This window comes from Peredibacter starrii (assembly GCF_034259205.1).
In the GTDB taxonomy this organism is placed as follows: domain Bacteria; phylum Bdellovibrionota; class Bacteriovoracia; order Bacteriovoracales; family Bacteriovoracaceae; genus Peredibacter; species Peredibacter starrii.
This window is the reverse complement of the sequence record NZ_CP139487.1, coordinates 3,270,283-3,287,103: the sequence shown is the minus strand read 5'-3', so window position 1 is coordinate 3,287,103 and position 16,821 is coordinate 3,270,283. Positions and strand designations below refer to the sequence as shown.

Sequence of the window (16,821 nt, the reverse complement as noted above, 5' to 3'; positions counted from 1 at the left end):
CTTAGTCGTTTAAAAGCACTGGAAGTGCCGTAAATAGTCCTGAGAATTCCGTTGCACGAGGTACGTTCCAGATGAAATCAGGACGTTTAGCTGATTCCCAAGTTCCACCTACGATCTTGCCTTCGTTATTTAGTTCAAGGCGGTAAGTGTATTCCTGAGTTCCAGTTTTTTGATTATCAGTACCAATCACTGTTCCCCAAGTTGGAGCAGAGCCATCGGCATGTGTAATCACCGTTTTAACGCGAATCTCTTTGACGGCTGTTGTAGCAGCATCTCTTGAAGGTTGCAAGTTATTGGCAACCACTGTGGATTTATAACCAATAATCGGGTGGTTCCAAACCTCACGATAGCGGTCCATATCCATCACAAACCCTTCTTTTTGAAGGCCAACTTTGTTCGCGAGAACAATATGGAAAGCACCAGCATTCAGATCTTCCTGACAACCGCGAGCGGCCGCACCTCCGGTCCAAGGACCGAAGAAACAGCGAAGGCCCATTTGATCAGAACCCGCGTCGTGATGGAAAGCATAGTAGTAACTAATAAGGGCCTTGATGTCCCCTGAGCCGAATGGAACTTTAACCCCTTCAGCATTGGTTAAAAGCTTTGGTGCTGGTTCGTTGTGATAAAGAGTGGCAGGAGACCAGCCGTGACAAATACCGGCCCAAATTGAAGCAGTTGGAGTGGCAACACCATCAACTTCACGAACAAGAGGGTAGTCGTACCGGCTCATAAGAAGATCTAGTTTTTCAGATGGAGCAAGAGTCGCTAACTCTGCTTCAGTCATCTTCTGAGCTTCCGCCTTACTTGGTGAAACAAGTTTGTAACCAATTTTTGTCGGCGCATTCCAACGATAATTGATACTGCCTTTCTTTGCTGACCAGTAGTCACCTGACCAAGCACGGTTCCCAAGATCAACGTTACCTTCAAGTGGTAAATCGTTAAGCTTGTGAGTAAATCCCGAACCAAAAATCTGGGGATCAGAGAAACCTTTCCAGGCCTCGTTAATGAGTTTTTCTTCCTGAGCAAAACCGCTCAAACTAAACAGAATTCCAATAGAAAGAATTGAAATGAATTTCATAAAAAATAACCCCCTGAAGTACAGGGGGTTTTAGCGGAGGCACATAGCGTTTTTAAAGGATAATTTTCTAAATTTTACGGGGTGAGCTCAAACACAGCTCCAGTGTTTCCGGGAGCTAAGAACATATAATGCGAGCTGCTCTCAATGTTTAGGTCTGAAATAGATTGGAAAAAGCCTTTTGACATTGAAGTATTCGATATACTTGAAAAATAGCCACCCACACTTGTAGAACCGTTCACAGAAGTGTTCCCGCGCGAAGTGAAGGCCTTGGCCTCCGCGAAAGCAGGAAGGTCTGAAAGGCTTAAGTTACCTTTTAAATCGTTTAGCGAGTAGTTGAGGTTCGGGAAATTTGTGACATTCCCGGCAGTGAAATTAGCGAGTGTATCTGAGGCATAGATGCGAGTTTGGAGTAGATCGTTCGTTGTGATCTCAAACTCAGAAACCGAGCCAGATTTATTTGAACCATTTAATTCAACCTGAACACTTCTGGCATGTAGTAGGTCATAGTCTGATTTTTCAACCTTAACCACTTCTGCACGTTTACGAGTGTCCTGATCTAGTGAATAACTTTCAAAACGAGCGTAACGATCAGAGTTGGTGTTCCACAATAGTAATTCTTTACGAATTTCAGATGGTGAGAATTCTACATCAGCTGATTCGAATGAACCTTTTTTAGCACCACACTTAAGTTTGATTCTCATCTTTTCACGACGATCAATTCCGGTGTGCGAGAAGTTTAAAACTAAGTCATATGCGAAAGCGGAAGTTGCAGTACAACTAGAGCCTTGTGAGTCAATATCATCACAAATATAGGGAGAAAGATATTCTGATCCAGTCGTTACAGAGATACTAAAAGGCATGACCTTGCCCACTGACTCATCAAAATAAGTTAGATCTCTAGTGAATGGAGCTGCGGCCTTAACATCATTACAAGTCGCATATTCAGAAAGGAAACCTCCCAGAGCTTCTGGACTTAGCATTTCCTGGATTCGCTCAAGCTTTCCACCTGTACGTACACCTTCATCATTGTGAGCGAGAGATTGGAAGTAATAAAAGTTATAGTTAGTGTCCGTAAAAAACGTTCTACCAATAAGGCTATAGGCCTCGTTATAAAGAGGATTTAGCGGTTGGTTCTGATGGGCAACAACAGAAAGAGTTTTAGATGCTGTTCCAAGAGTGAAGGTTAGTGATTCAGCACAGTTTCCTGTATTGCTCGATAACGGGTTACCAGTCGCCGGATCTAAAACGTAAAGACCATTGTTATTGGCCAGGTACAGTTTGTTTTCAAAAACTACCATGCCTACAGGCGAAGTTGACCACATACTAACATCAACTGAAGCACCAAATGAAGGTAGAGAAGTTGAAACCCGAACGTTATTTCCATCGTGGTAATAAATTTTTGAAGCATCTGTTACTGTCATGGCCGTAACGTCAGAAGGCATTGCCCCTTGTGAGGGTACAAAATCACTACCCAACATTCCGTTGTTCGTTAGAGCAGTCCAGTGGACAGCATTGTTTCCGCTTTCAACTGCGTAGATATAACCACCGCCAATATTAAGTTGTGAGATTGCGTTCGTAAGATTTTGTTGATTCACAAAACTGGCGGCGAATGTATAAGATTTCAGGAGGGCCCCGTAGGCCACATAGATATAGGTTCCGTCAGGATGAATTTCGATATCCGTTACGCCTGATAAACCATGAGAAACCGGAGTAACTGTATTTCCTATAACGGTATAAGTATGAAGTTGGGAAGTGCTATAACCAACCATCTTTGAACCATCAGCACTTACTGCAAATTTAGAATGATCTGTGGAGCCTAAATCATACTCTGCCAGCTTCTTACCTTTCAGGTTATAAACAGCAACAAAGTCTTTATAGACACCAGTATCTCTTCTTAAAATGTAGAGTTTGTTGTTACGAAAATACATGTCCTTGATGTTAAATCCGCTCTGGTAGAAAGGAGTGGCCTGACAAAGGAGTTCGTTTCTTTGAGGTTGAATTCTTACTCGGCCTTCATCTACTGAACAGTTCTCAGTGAAATAGAATTTTGAGTTCATAATGGCAGGGGTACAGCTTGTAATGGAAGGATCTACACCTTTTAATACAATCTGATCTCCGTAATTTGAACCATGAAATGGAACGTTGATGTGACCGTCAACAACTGGCTCGGTAAAACAATCCGAATAAGTTCCACTCATCCCACAGTTAATGCGAGGAATTTCTGTCATGAATGGGCTTCTTCCTTTCTTCGTTCTAGCAGAAGAAAGAAGAAGTCTTGTGCCACTGTAGTTGATCATGTGATCAAAGTTAGGATTTCCGGCAGTTAGACCACCTTTAAATAGATAGGTCTGGGCCCTACGATTGTTAGTACAGTCAGAAGAGTTTTTATAATACTTTACAAGGAGTGGAACTTTGTTAGACGGAAGGTTTAGTGAAGTCGCAGTTGTCAGAGATTTACATTCTGAAATGAAGCCTGCTGACTCCTGACCAAGATTATTTATATTCAATGATTGAACTCTATAGAGAGAGAAGTCGCTGCGGTAATCATTTGGAAGAGAGTTGCAAAATGAATCCGAAAAGGCAGTCGTTAACGGAGAGAATGTATTCGTTGCTTGGTTATAGTTATAGAAAATATCACAAGCGAGTGGGGCAATTGATTTCACATTCAACTCAGTTAAAAGTGCAGCACTCGTACAAGCAGCACTTGTGACTTGAATTTCAACCGTCGATGTATCAGCACTTAAATCAGTTGTTGGCACTGAACCACAAACTGTGTTGCCTTCAAATGGATTGTTACCGTCCCAACCAACCGCCGCAAATTTCCAACGTCCTTTTTCTAATTGAACCTTGGTTTGGGTTGAACCAGAAAGAGAGATGACAAACTTCTTCGATGTTGTTTCGTTTTCACCAACAACGATGTATCCACCTAGTCCTAGCGAACCAGCAGTTGCCACAAAAGATGAACTTACTGAAAGTTGCGCAGTTGATGTTGCTGGTCCTCCACAACTCTGAAGAAGAGGGATTGTAAGCAGAGGTAGAAATTTAATCATCGATTGAATTTTCATAACATTCCTTAAGGTCTCTAATTTCCTATCGGAAGAACGGTCTTGATTAATTATCTATTGTGTTAAGGAAAATTTGACGAGCAAACAGGTTCGCTCGGGTTTTCAAGCAATTACCGTGCTTTTCCATGGCCCGTTAGAAATGCTCAGACTAAATAAGACAACTACTTTTGGCACTTGCTTGTCCATCTTATTGAAATAATGAGGTTTTTTGTAAAAAGGAATTTTCGAATTCCTCTTCAGTTTCAAGGTCAAGGGGAGGTCTAACTTCAAGATAATTGGAGAGATTTTGCCTTGATTGAGGCCAGTCCAGTGAAAGGTATAATTAAGAGGAACTTAACCCAGAGAGATTTGGGGAAACCGGGAAGCCATCTATGAAAGTCATGATTTTAATCGCTCTATCTCTTATGTGTGCGAGTGCATTGGCAGCTTCGAAAGTTGCAGTCGTTAAACTCATGCGGGGTGAGGCGAGTGTGCTTACTCTAGGTAAGACAACTCCATTAAAAGTAGATGACTGGGTGGAAGACGGTGCAGTTGTTAAAACGGCCGATAAAAGTTTTGTGAAACTTATTTTCGTTGATAAGTCTTCGATGAACGTAGGTCCAAACTCTGAAATGAAAATCGAATCGTTCTCTGGGAAAGACTCAGGTGTAATTGATCTTGTGAAAGGTAAGATTCGTTCGCAAGTGACGAAAGACTATCTTCAGATTAATAAGGATAAATCTAAGCTCTTCATTAAAACTCAGAACGCTGTAATGGGTGTGCGTGGTACGGATTTCATGATTTCTACGAACGGCGTGAATACATCGACAGTACTGTTTGAAGGGGAGATTGTATTTAACAAATTAGAAAACCGTCGTGAGATGAATACAACTCGTCTGGAAGAGATTGTGGATCGTGGTGTACGCATGTTCCCAGGGGAGTTCTCAGTCATGGATGCAACGAGGGCCCTTCCAACTGTTCCGGCACTATTAAACATTCAACAACATGAAAAATTAGAGAAGAACAAAGAGTTTGATGCTGCTTCATCACCTGTGAAACAAAGTGTGACTGCGACAGTTGTTCCTGCTGGACTAAGCGGACAGCAGGTTAGTAACACGAGTGGTATTTTGAAAACTGAGGTTTCGAAAATCGCTTCTACAGATACAAATCATGGTTCAGCTTCTTCTGCTGAAGCAAAAGGGTATGTTAAAGGGGATGCTTTTAAACCGGCCAACGGTTCAGTGATTGATCCAGAGTCTGGAAAAATTATTCAGCCAGGTCCGAAAAGTACATTGGACGTAAACACTAATACCTATACGAATCAAGTCGTTATAGATGAGGGTGGAAACATTGCGCCTAATACTCAGGAAAGAGCACCGTCATCGGATGGTCCAAAACCACCTGTTGGGGGAAATCCTCCTGGTTCTCCTAAACCGGAGAATACTCCGACTCCAGATGATCCGGCACCGCCTGAGGATGGAGATCAGAAACCAAACCCTGATCTACCGCCAATGCCAGGTCCAGGGCCGCAGCCTCCACAACCTCTGCCATTGCCACCAAATCAACTTCCGCCTATGGGTGGGACTTGTTTAGGAGGTGGAATTTGTGGGGCCAGTGATCCTACTCGTTTAGCGTCGCCGTTTACTGACACGACGATTATTATTAAACCGTAATTAAAGCTAGATTTTAATATATTGCCGAAGTTGAAGGATGAAGATGAAGTTTTTAGCATGGATGCTAATTCTGGGCGTGAGCTTGTCTGTTTACGCGCAAGAAGTTTCTCAAGAGATTACAGATGCTACGAAGACTTCCACTTATCAAACTGCTGCGAAGCTATTTGGGGAAGGTAAGTATCAGGCAACGACTGAAGAACTTAGTAATCTTGAAAAAAATGAAAGTTCGAAATCCAAACTTGGATTTATTCACTACTGGAAAGGCATTTGTTTCAATCGACTCCAGGATTTCGGTGAATCGATCAATAGTTTCAAAGCGGCCCTGAGTTATAGTTATGCCCCTCAAGATCTTCACTATGAATATGGCCAGGCCTTATTTGCGGCCGAAAAGTTACCTGAGGCACGTCTTCAATTCCGTGAATCTGTAAAGCGCAAGTTCAAACGAGGAGTTTCCCTCTATTATATTGGGTATATTTCTAAAGAAATGGGTGAACGTAAGAAAGCCTTCACTTTTTTCAAGGCCATCGATAAACTTCCACCAGAAGAAGCAATTGAAGTGAAACAAGCTTCTGAAATGCAAATTGGTGACATCTACCTCGAACAAGTTGAAAAACATCCTGACGCTTTTAAGTCGGTAGAAACGATTGTTATTCCACAATATGAAAAAGCTCTCGCAATAAGTCCTGAATCTGCATTAGGCACTACTGTTCGCGAAAAAATCACAACACTGCAACGGAAATACGATCTGATTCTCTTTACATTAAGAAATGGTCGACCAGCATTGATTCCTCCATACTTTATTCGTGCTGCACAGGAATTTGGTCAAGATACAAACGTGACATTTGCCCCCGCAGACACAACGATTTCATCATCCAAACAGGCCTCTATGTACTCAAAAACGGATTTAATGGGTCGTTATACTTTTTATCATCGCGATTACTTTAGTATTGCCCCGAGTTCCGCTTCAGTAAAACCTACTATTTTAACCGTGTGCCCGAAATCTATCGCAACGATAATATGTTCTTCGCTCCGGCGCTCCGAACAGCTTATGAGCACACCATTTGGAAGAAACCTGCGGCCTTCTTAGTCGATTATGATTTCAACGAGGCCCTTCGTGATGTGAATGCGAAGGAAAAATTGGAGTTTAGTTCTCGTTCTCATACATTCATGATTGGAGAGAAGTTTAATTACTTCTCTTTAGGAGAGTCGATTGTGCGACTACGGTATCGTATCTTGGATAGTTACTTGAACTCTGCTGATTCTAAGTCCATTGGTGTTTCGTATGAGCAGCTAATGGTTTTCAAGCAAAACACATTTTTGCTGTATGCGGGATATGATCAGATGAGAGTTCAGGATGAATCTTTTGATACGAATTCTTTTACTGTCCGTGGAGATCTTATTATGGCCAAGGTTCGTGATTGGTTTACACCAATTGCAAGTTTGATGCTTACATCAACTGACCCAATTAATAATCAAGCTGCTCGTGGAAGAGAACTATTATTTAATCCTAGCTTCCGTCTTTCAAGAACGTTCAAGAAGAACTGGCGTGCAAATATTCGTTACGAGTATCAGAAAAACAACTCCAAAGATACCCAAAACTTTGCTTATAAGAAGTCAATTTATGCGGCGGAGTTAGAATTTTTATTCTAATGGAAGCTCAATAATAAAAGTCGTCCCTTTGCCTTCTGATTCGGCCCAGATGCGTCCTTTATGCTTTGAGATAATGTGTTTCACGATGGAGAGTCCCAGACCCGTACCACGTGAAACTTCGCGAGAAGAATCCACTCGATAGAACCGTTCAAAGATTCGCTGAATATGGTCTTTAGAGATCCCAGGACCATTATCCGAGATAGTGAGAATGGCCTTATCATTCTTCTCGAAGCTCGCGATCTTGATATCAATGGAATCAGACTCAGAATACTTACAGGCGTTATCCACAAGATTGGAAATAACCTGTTCTATCAAACGACTGTCGCCTGTGATGGTATCGACTGCGAGGTCCCACGTTACGTTTACTTTCTTCTCTGGATAGTTGGTCTGGATGTTACTCGCCACGGTTTCAACCATCGAAGGTAAATCAAGGGGCTCCATAGTCTGAAGATAACGTGATTCAATAACAGAAAGATTTAAAAGGTCATTAAAGAGCGAGATCATGCGTTCAGTGTTCCCCACGATCTTGTCCAGAAACACGTGAAGAGATTCATCGATCTTCCCGGCCTGCGCCTGCAGAAGTTGAGTATAACCCTTGACTGAAGTAAGGGGAGTTCTGATCTCGTGAGAAACGTTGGCGACGAAGTCCACTCGCATTTGCTCAGAGAGTTTAAATTCCGTTACGTCGTAAAAAACACCCAGAGCACCATTTATCGTTCCATCAGAAGACTTAAGCGGAGTGATTGTTAAATCAAAGAAACGCTCCGGACGGTGACTATAAGGGAAGTTTTTCGTTCTGAGGGACGAAGGTCTACCATTTTGTAGGACCGAGCGGAATGCCTCGAGTACCTCTTCATCACTAAATGTATGCCAGAGTTTCGGTTTGATCTGGGTATTTTCATTGGTTTTTAAAAAGTTGTTCTTAAATTTAGTGTTATAGAACAAAACTGTCTCATACTTATCAATCGCGAGAATATCATCGTTAATGGACTCCAGAATTGCGGTGTTTTTTTCGTTTTCCAGACGAGATTCCGCCATCTGGCTCTGGAGCTTCTGATCTGCTTTGTTCAAGGCCTCTTCAATAGAGGCCCATTCATCTCTTTCGTAAAGAAGCTCGAGGTTCTTGTTGAATGGAATATCGTCCTTAAATTTTTCAACCTTCGAAAGAATGATTCCCAGTGGTTTAGTCGATAGATAGAAGAAATAAACGAAGAAAAGATAGCTAATGATTGAAAAAGGAACGATTCTTAAAAAGAGAACTCTGTCAAAGCGATCCATGTTGTCTCTAAGAGACGACACCGGGATTACTTTTCGGATCATCAAATCATCACCCAGACGAAGACTGGCAAAGACCGCCTGAGTTCCAAAGAGATCACTCTTTCTTAACTGAGAAGCAAATCTCGCTTCATGGGACTGCACAATCTCTGTGATATTTTCGAGTTTTTCACCAACCAACTTTTTATCAGCGCTATCACAGATGATAGTTCCGTTCCGACGAACCAGTGTATACTGTACGTCCTTAAGCGGAGGTATGCTCTCACACCATTTTTCCCATTCAATGCCTGATTGAACCAAGGTATAGCGAAGAAGCCTTAGGTCTTCTTCGATCTGAATCGTCATTTGAGTAACGAGACCTTGCTTATATGAGGATCGGTAAAGAAAAAGGATTAAGAATAACGTGGGAAGGAAAACCACCAAGACCAGGCGGATAACACGGTAAAAGAAGAACCAAGGGTAGGCTGTTTTATTAGAGGACATCTTTGAATCTATATCCAATGCCTCTGATTGTTTCAATCATATTGGCAGCTGGACCGATTTTCTTCCTTAAACCTGCGATATGGGTATCAATTGTACGTCCAGTGACGAAGATGTTTTCGCCCTGGATGTTATTGATGAATTGCTCACGAGTGAAAACGTGACCTGGCTTTTGGGCCAGCATGCTTAGGATCTTAAATTCAGTAGAAGTGAGGTTAATTTCGTCTTTCTCAACGATCACGCGACACTTGGAAACTTCAATCTTCATCAGACCAAAATCAAGTGTGTCATCGTCAGTTTTATCTGTTTTAAGTTCACGAAGCTGAACACGAACGCGAGCTTCTAAAACTTTAAGATCAAATGGTTTTGTGATGTAGTCATCGGCCCCCGCATCGAGTGCTGCCACAATGTTCTCAGGCTGAGTCAAGGCCGTGATCATAACGATTGGAGTGTCTTTATAGTTTTTCTGAGCACGAAGTTTCTTCGTGAACTCAAGTCCACTCATTACACCCGGTAGCATCCAGTCGATGATGAAAAGATCAATCTTGTCCGGTCTTTCAACGATCCCGATTGCCTTATCAACGCTCTCAGCGATGAGTACGTTATGGCCTTCAGATTTTAGTTGGAAGCTAATAAGGTCACGAATGTCTTGTTCGTCTTCGATAACTAGGATGGTGGCGTTTTTCATATACCGATTATATATAACAAGGCGGGACTCAAGGAAGGTTAAAGTTAGGTTAAGAAGGGCCCCCTAGTCGGATTTCCTAGGGGGTAGAAGTGGCTTTAAAATCTATTTAGCGCAGGTTTTTATTGGCAAACTCCCAGTTCACCACATTCCAAAAGGCCGTTACGAAGTCCGGACGGGCATTTCGGTAATCGATGTAATAGGCGTGTTCCCACACATCCAGGGTCAAAAGGGCCGTCATACCGTGGGCCATTGGAGTATCGGCATTAGAAGTATTCATGATTTCCAAATCACCTTTCGAGTTCTGGACCAGCCAAGTCCAGCCAGATCCGAAATTATCCACCGCTGATTTAGAAAAAGTTTCTTTGAATTTATCGAAATTTTCCCATTTCTTAGTGATCATTTCGCCAATTCGTCCGCCTGGATAACCGCCGGCCTTAGGGCCCATACAGTTCCAGAAGAAACTGTGGTTCCAGTGTTGAGCAGCATTGTTGAAGATAGGCCCCTCAGAATTTTTAATGATTTCATCCAGCTGCATATTCTCAAATTTCGTACCCTTAATCAGGGTATTCAATTTATTGACATAGGCCTGGTGGTGCTTCCCATAGTGGTATTCAAAAGTTTCTTTTGAAATGTGGGGTTGTAGAGCTTCTTTTGGGTAAGGTAATGCGGGCAGGGTATGTTCCATAAAAAGGCCTCCTTTTTGATCAGAAATACTTAAATGAAAGCTCCTTTGAGGTTGCTCCTCCCGAGTCTGAACGTCAATAAACACGGCTTGGCGTCAAAAGCTTATTGAGAGTCTCGTTGACTTTAATCTGAAGTGAGTTCAGAATTTTTCCAAATGAAAAACATCCTGATTTTGTTACTTCTGAGTAGCTGTTCGCTCTTTGAGAAACGGCCAACACTTTCCGATACGGCCCAAGAAACTCCCGGTTGGATTTATGCGCCTTATGAAGCTTGTGCAGAGGCCACTGAATTATGTGCAACTGGTGAATCAAAGACCATGGCACAAGCCGATGCCCAAGCAAAAGCAAATCTCGCGAGCATCTTCGAAGTTCAAGTTAAGTCTGACTTGAATGTGAACACCACTTCTTCTCAAACATTCCCATGGCAGAACACGGTTCGCCAGGAAGTGCAGCAATCTCTTCAAGAATCAGTGAATCAAATTCTTGAAGGTGTTGAAGTAAAAAAACATTTTAAAAAAGATGGTCTGACTTACGCTCTTGCTTCTCTAGATCGTACCAAAGCATCTGATCTGCTAGGTAATCGCATTCAGAAAATTGATGACGAGTTGAATGTCCTTTGGGCCCGCAGAAGTCGCACCAACCTTAGAAAGATCGTTCGTCTCTATCTCGAGCGCGAAAAGCTCAATGAGAAGTACTCAATCGTGGCCGGTCAAGGTCGTCCTGCCCGCATGACTTATCAGGAGATCATGGCGTGGAGAGAGACGAGACCTCGTGTTGAAAATCTTGCGCTTAGAGTTGGTCAGGCCCCTGAGTGGATGACAGAGAAATTAAAAGAGCTTTTGACTGAGTCTGGTTTCAGAATCGTTAAGGGTGATGCTGCGAAGATGATTTCTCTTAACGTGGATTCAATTAAGGAATACCTCAACGTTGAAGGTTTTGAAAAATACACTTTCACCATGAACATGACGAGTTTTGAGAAAGGCGAGAAGCTTAAAGTTCTGGCCGCCTCTGAAACCGTTACTGGTCGATCACAAGCGGACGCGCTTCTTAAAGTAAAACATTTTTTTAACGAATACATTGAACAACACCTATCGGATTTACACTTAGACTAAGGAAAAGGAGCTCCTATGATGAAGCTGATGTCTGTCCTGTTGATTCTTTCTCTCGGCGTGGCATGTTCTTCAAAAAAGAAAGTGAAGGACGTTGATAACTCTGAAACAATTGCACGCGATTATGAAGTTCGTGATGCTTCTTCAACTGTTCGTCCAGGCTGGATCGAAGACGCTGAAGTATGGGTCGCTCAAGAAAACATGGACACTAAGAAGTTTCGTTACTTCTCTTACGAGACTGAGCCTAAAGTAAACCGTGAAATCGCTTGTAACCTTGCAAAGGCAAATGTTCGTTCTGATATCGCTTCTGAAATCACAACTTTCATCCAGAAGTCACTAGCTGCTTCTACTGAAGGCCAGGCCGCTATCGACGCTAACAATCCTAAAACTGCTCCAATGAGAGAGTACGTTTCTAATACTCTTGCTGAAAGAGTTCAATCTCTTATCCACGGCGCTGCTGTGATCAAGACTTACTGGGAAAAGAGAAACTACCAACAGAAACTTGGTGCTAAAAAAGACCACGTAGGTTTCACATGCGCGACTCTTATCCGTATGGAAGATGCTCGTCTTAAAGCTGCCATTGATAAAGCTTCTGAAGATCTAGTTGAAAAAGCCGATCCTGAACTAAAAGACAATGTTAAGAAAGCTCTTGAAAACCTTGATGAAGACTTCGTGAAAGCTCGTCACGGTGAAGTGTAATTAGGAGATTTAAATGAAATTCTTATTCGTACTACTTTCTGTTTCTATGCTGGCCACTTCTTGTGGTGGTTTCAAAGCAAAGCGTGTTGATGCTAATGAGTCTGATGAAAAAGGACTTTCAATTACTGATAACTGGATGAGCGCTGATACGACTCAAGCGGTTGCTGACGTTGTTAAACAAATGAAGGCTCACCCTGGTTACAATAAAATGAAGGCGAAATTCGGCACTCCAAAAGTGTTCATCGCTGAAGTTCAAAACCAAACTTCTGAAGCTTACTTCCCAATCGGTGACCTGAACGATGAGCTACTAAACGAGCTTTCTCTTTCTGGTGAATTCGAACTGGTCGATAACCAAGCTCGTGAAAAAATCCTAAAAGAAATCACTTACCAAAATGACGGTATGGTTGATCCTGCTACTGCCAAGAAAATTGGTAAGCAAACAGGTGCTGACATCATGATCTTCGGTAACGTGTATATGAAGCCTGAAAAACGTGATGGCAAAACCATCAAGGAATACTCTGTTAACATTCGTATGACAGATATCGAGAAGGCGACTGAGGTTCTTCGTACTCGTACGAAAGTCTTCAAGTACTCTGAGAAATCTTCTCTCGGATGGTAAAATTTCACTGCCTACTATTAGCTGTTCTTTTATTCTTGGGGGCCTGTGCCTCCAAGATGAAAGATCAAATGAAGGACTACCGTGAGGCCTATCAGTCACTAGACTTTGAAAAGGCCCAGGCGATCCTGGAGAAGAGCGATCTTAAAGAAGACAAAAAAAGCTCGCTCCTCTGGCACATGGAAATGGGAACAGTTGCTCTTTCCCGCCAGGATGAAGATAACGCTATCATTCACTTTCAAACTTCTCTCGACCTCATCGACAAACTTTATACGAAACGTCTTTCCAGCAAAGCGGCCTCGCTGTTAATTAACGATGCCTCTGATCAGTTCTATGGAGCAAGTTACGAGCGCTCTTACGCTCATTACTTTCTCGCCAAAGCTTATTACGCCCGCTTCTTAAAGAAGGGTGTGAAGCTTGATCTTCAGGCGTCACGCGCCACCATTCTTGCTTGGGACACTTACTTTACTGAGCTTCAGCGTTCTGCAACTTCCAAAACCCTTTATCACACAGATTTGATGTTAAAGGTTTTCGGTGGTCAGATTCACGAGATCAGTGACATCAAAAATGATGATCAGATTGCCCTTCAGTTATATAAGGACGCGTATAAGATCCTGGATGCTGAAGGAGGCGTTTTTGCTCTCTTTAATAAGAAGAACATTGAGTACACTCGCTCATTTGAAGACAATCTTAAAAGCGGCAAAGGTCCCGATCAAAAACTTTATGAGAAGACCCATGCTTATAATGATCTAAAGGATTTCCTTCAATTTAAAATTCTCTCTTTAACGAAAGAAATTCGTGGTGGAGATTATCAGAATCAAGTGAAGGCACTTAAACCTTCAAAGATTGTGACAAACAAAGTGGAACTCGGACCCGCCAACGTTGTTGTTGTACTGGAAGAGGGGATGATTCCTCAGAAAGTTGGAAAGCCTTTTAACTTTGGTATTAAAGGTGCCGTGAATTCTGTAAGTAACCCAGCGGCCAAAACATTCATCGCCACTGTTGGTACAGAGTTCGTGACTGCGTTTGCTATGAACAAGCTCGGCATGATTCCTGAAAGAACCGCCAATGCTGGAAGTTTTATCTTCGCTCATGATGTAACGAAGCTAGCGGTTCAAGAAGCTGCAGTTGAATTCGAACTTCCGATGATTGATAACGTTCCACTGGTTCAACGCCAGGAGATCTTCTTCCTGAACGAAAAAGGTGTTGTTGTTCACCATAGTCCACTTCCAGTAGTTTCTGAAAATGGCGATATCGCACGCATTGTTTTAGAAGAAGATGTGGTGGCCCGTTATGTAAAGACCGGAACTCGTGTGGCCGTTCGTCATATTGTGGCAATCGTTGCGGCCATGAAAGTTTACCAAAGCCTTAAACAGGGTAATGGAGATGGAGATTTCTTGGCGAAAACTGCGGCCATGGCAACTTACGTTGGTGCGGCCAAAGGAATTGCGGCCCTTGAGAAGGCCGACACCCGCCACTGGACCACACTCCCACAAGCACTTCGGATGACTGAAGTAAAACTTCCCCCTGGCAATTACCAGGTCGCCATTGCTACCTATGCAGGGGAGATGGTTCCAACTGCACCGGCCAAAATTCTCGGGAATATCCAAGTGTCAAAGTCAGGTAAGGCGATCCATCATCTAAGATTTCAATCTTTGTAATCAACTTTTGACTCGAGTTCCCACATTTCCTGCCGACAAGCAGGGTAATGAAGACGTTTTATACTATAATCCTGCTTGTAACGACGACTTTTCCTCTCTTCGCCATGGAAGATAAAACTATCCATGTAGAAGGCAACATGAGTGCTAATCGCTCGTGGATGGATTACACCTCATCCCAGGAACTCAATCTTAAAAAGCTATTAGAGCTTCTAAGTCGTTCTGCGACTGGTGAGCAGGTCATTAAAGAGGCCCAATACAAGGCCTCGCGTACAGGTCTTACACTTTCAGATGTGATCAGAGTGGGTGAGAGTTCCCTTACCGACACAACTCTTGTTCGTAAGTTTTCTCCGCATTCACCAGAGCATGTGATCTATGAATCACGTTCAATTGTTTACATTAATAAGAGTCTTGCCTGGGATGATGCACTTTTGGATCTTGCCCATGAGCTTACTCACTATGTTTATAGAGAGAGCTTCAATCCATATTCTGATTCATTTAATGCCAAAGACTTTATTAAAGGAACGATTGAAGGAAACGGGGGAGAGGTTCAGGCCTTTCTTACTGAGTGCCGAGTTCTTCGTGAACTTTTCTCGAAAACCATCCAATCTCGTTCGAATTGCCAAAAAATCGAAGACGCGAGTGGTCAACTTTCGTTTAAAAAAGCAGTCGAACTTTTTTATCACGTAGGTTCTTATTACGACGGTTTCAATAAACAATTAGTAAAAAGAGACATCGCTAGCTCATTTTCAGACCTAAAAGAGGAAAAAATAAATTTTATTTCTTCCGCTTATGGCGTTCCTTATCCGATTGCAGCTCTGATGGAATACGATTTGGTGGTTAGTAAGGTATGTGAGAATGATAAAAAGCGTCTCGCCTACATGCAGCAAGGACCAAAACGAGGACCTGCATCTGCCTCTGACGGTCAGGAGAAATTCATCCAGAATTACTCCGCTCGTTGTGGCCAAAAATAGGCGTACATTATTCCCAAAGACATTCATTCGAAATAGCTGATTTCCTTAGCCGTTTCATTGACGAAAACGCCCCCAAAAGGTACAAATAGGGGTAATTATTTTTTTCAATGAACCGGAGTTCTCCATGCAAGATGGTGTTGTACTGTCGACCGTTGATGATTTTCTCAACTGGGGTCGCAAAAATTCTCTATGGCCAATGACCTTTGGTCTTGCTTGTTGTGCGATCGAAATGATGGCCACAGGTATGGCAAAATACGATCTAGAAAGATTTGGTTGTGGTGCCTTCATGGCAACTCCACGTCGTGCGGATCTTATGATTGTTGCTGGTACAGTGACACTTAAGATGGCAACTCGTGTGAAAGTTCTTTATGAACAAATGGCAGAGCCAAAATACGTTATCTCTATGGGGTCTTGTGCAAACAAGGGTGGACCATACTGGCAACACGGTTATCACGTTCTTAAAGGCGTTGATGAGGTAGTTCCTGTAGACGTTTACGTTCCTGGTTGTCCTCCTCGTCCGGAAGCTCTTATTGAAGGTGTAATGACTCTTCAGAAGAAAATCGCGAACGAGCGTCTTCTTCGTAATAAGTGGGTAAAGCATGCTTAATGTTGATTTCAATAAACTAGCAAGTCTCATCAATGCAAACGTTCAGGGTGCAAACGCAACTGTGAACAATGCTGAAGATGCAAAGTTTGATTCAAGCATCACTGTTGAAGCTTCAAAAATCTTCGCAGTTTGTGAATTCCTAAAAACAAACAAAGAAATGCCATTCAACTCTCTTCAGTGCATCAGCGGTGTAGACTGGGTAGAGTTCATGGAAGTTTGTTACATGGTTGCTCACTTCGATACAACAGCTCCTCGTGAGTTCATCCTTAAAGTAAAAGTTACTGACCGTGTAGCTCCTACTGTTGATTCAGTAGTGAAGGTATGGGCAGCTGCTAACTACCAAGAGCGTGAAGTTTACGACATGTTCGGTATCAAATTTAATAATCACCCTGATATGCGCCGTATTCTTTGCCCGGATGACTGGCAAGGCTGGCCTCTTAGAAAAGATTACGTTGCTCAGAAAGATTATAACGGTATGGCCGTATATCCAGACAACAAGATGAACTTCGAAGATCGTGAGTTCATCGTTCGTCAGGACATGATTAAGAAGGCCCAACTAGCAGCTTCAAGTAATTAAGAGGAATCCA

15 protein-coding genes are annotated in these 16,821 nt (G+C 42.6%); 10 read left to right on the top strand and 5 right to left on the bottom strand.

The window, feature by feature from the left end; all coding sequences use genetic code 11:
• Position 1: 1 nt before the first annotated feature.
• Together SOO65_RS16365 and SOO65_RS16360 are read right to left on the bottom strand one after the other, a co-directional pair.
• Positions 2–1,078 carry a hypothetical protein gene (locus SOO65_RS16365; RefSeq protein WP_321392751.1) on the bottom strand — a complete coding sequence of 359 codons (1,077 nt, stop codon included), beginning with the start codon at positions 1,076–1,078 and terminating at the stop codon, positions 2–4.
• Positions 1,079–1,152: 74 nt separating this feature from the next.
• Positions 1,153–4,143, bottom strand: coding sequence for a hypothetical protein (locus SOO65_RS16360; RefSeq protein WP_321392748.1), 2,991 nt, complete (start codon positions 4,141–4,143; stop codon positions 1,153–1,155).
• A gap of 371 nt (positions 4,144–4,514) precedes the next feature.
• On the opposite strand from SOO65_RS16360, the gene SOO65_RS16355 reads away from it, so the two are divergent.
• From SOO65_RS16355 to SOO65_RS16345, 3 genes are read left to right on the top strand one after another with little or no spacing between them, the layout of a single operon-like run.
• Complete coding sequence (locus SOO65_RS16355) at positions 4,515–5,795, top strand: FecR family protein (RefSeq protein WP_321392745.1); 1,281 nt, start codon at positions 4,515–4,517, stop codon at positions 5,793–5,795.
• A gap of 43 nt (positions 5,796–5,838) precedes the next feature.
• Positions 5,839–6,882, top strand: a complete 1,044-nt coding sequence (locus SOO65_RS16350; protein WP_321392741.1) for a tetratricopeptide repeat protein — start codon at positions 5,839–5,841, stop codon at positions 6,880–6,882.
• Entirely contained in the window at positions 6,813–7,445 is a 633-nt protein-coding gene (locus SOO65_RS16345; protein ID WP_321392737.1) for a hypothetical protein, read from the top strand. Before SOO65_RS16350 ends, SOO65_RS16345 begins: the two co-directional genes overlap by 70 nt.
• On the opposite strand, the gene SOO65_RS16340 is transcribed toward SOO65_RS16345, so the two are convergent.
• From SOO65_RS16340 to SOO65_RS16330, 3 genes are all read right to left on the bottom strand, one after another.
• Positions 7,437–9,065: a sensor histidine kinase gene (locus SOO65_RS16340; protein ID WP_321392734.1), complete on the bottom strand. Its 1,629-nt coding sequence runs from the start codon at positions 9,063–9,065 to the stop codon at positions 7,437–7,439. The genes SOO65_RS16345 and SOO65_RS16340 overlap by 9 nt on opposite strands.
• A 127-nt stretch (positions 9,066–9,192) precedes the next feature.
• Complete coding sequence (locus tag SOO65_RS16335; protein ID WP_321392733.1) at positions 9,193–9,888, bottom strand: response regulator transcription factor; 696 nt, start codon at positions 9,886–9,888, stop codon at positions 9,193–9,195.
• Between the two features lie 106 nt (positions 9,889–9,994).
• Positions 9,995–10,573, bottom strand: a complete 579-nt coding sequence (locus SOO65_RS16330; protein ID WP_321392729.1) for a superoxide dismutase — start codon at positions 10,571–10,573, stop codon at positions 9,995–9,997.
• Between the two features lie 153 nt (positions 10,574–10,726).
• On the opposite strand from SOO65_RS16330, the gene SOO65_RS16325 reads away from it, so the two are divergent.
• The 7 genes from SOO65_RS16325 (at position 10,727) to SOO65_RS16295 (ending at position 16,811) form a co-directional block, all read left to right on the top strand.
• Positions 10,727–11,683: an LPP20 family lipoprotein gene (locus SOO65_RS16325; protein WP_321392722.1), complete on the top strand. Its 957-nt coding sequence runs from the start codon at positions 10,727–10,729 to the stop codon at positions 11,681–11,683.
• A 15-nt stretch (positions 11,684–11,698) separates the two neighbouring features.
• Positions 11,699–12,379, top strand: a complete 681-nt coding sequence (locus SOO65_RS16320; RefSeq protein ID WP_321392719.1) for a hypothetical protein — start codon at positions 11,699–11,701, stop codon at positions 12,377–12,379.
• 13 nt (positions 12,380–12,392) lie between these two features.
• Positions 12,393–12,998: a CsgG/HfaB family protein gene (locus tag SOO65_RS16315; RefSeq protein ID WP_321392717.1), complete on the top strand. Its 606-nt coding sequence runs from the start codon at positions 12,393–12,395 to the stop codon at positions 12,996–12,998.
• A gap of 56 nt (positions 12,999–13,054) precedes the next feature.
• The gene (locus SOO65_RS16310; RefSeq protein ID WP_321392715.1) at positions 13,055–14,656 is read left to right on the top strand and encodes a COG3014 family protein; all 1,602 of its coding nucleotides are present in this window, start codon (positions 13,055–13,057) and stop codon (positions 14,654–14,656) included.
• A gap of 47 nt (positions 14,657–14,703) precedes the next feature.
• Positions 14,704–15,627, top strand: coding sequence for a hypothetical protein (locus tag SOO65_RS16305; protein WP_321392712.1), 924 nt, complete (start codon positions 14,704–14,706; stop codon positions 15,625–15,627).
• Positions 15,628–15,751: 124 nt separating this feature from the next.
• On the top strand, positions 15,752–16,234 hold the full coding sequence (locus SOO65_RS16300; RefSeq protein WP_321392709.1) for an NADH-quinone oxidoreductase subunit B: 483 nt from the start codon (positions 15,752–15,754) through the stop codon (positions 16,232–16,234).
• A complete protein-coding gene (locus tag SOO65_RS16295; RefSeq protein ID WP_321392708.1) occupies positions 16,227–16,811 on the top strand; it encodes an NADH-quinone oxidoreductase subunit C in 585 nt (194 codons plus the stop codon). Before SOO65_RS16300 ends, SOO65_RS16295 begins: the two co-directional genes overlap by 8 nt.
• Positions 16,812–16,821: the final 10 nt, after the last annotated feature.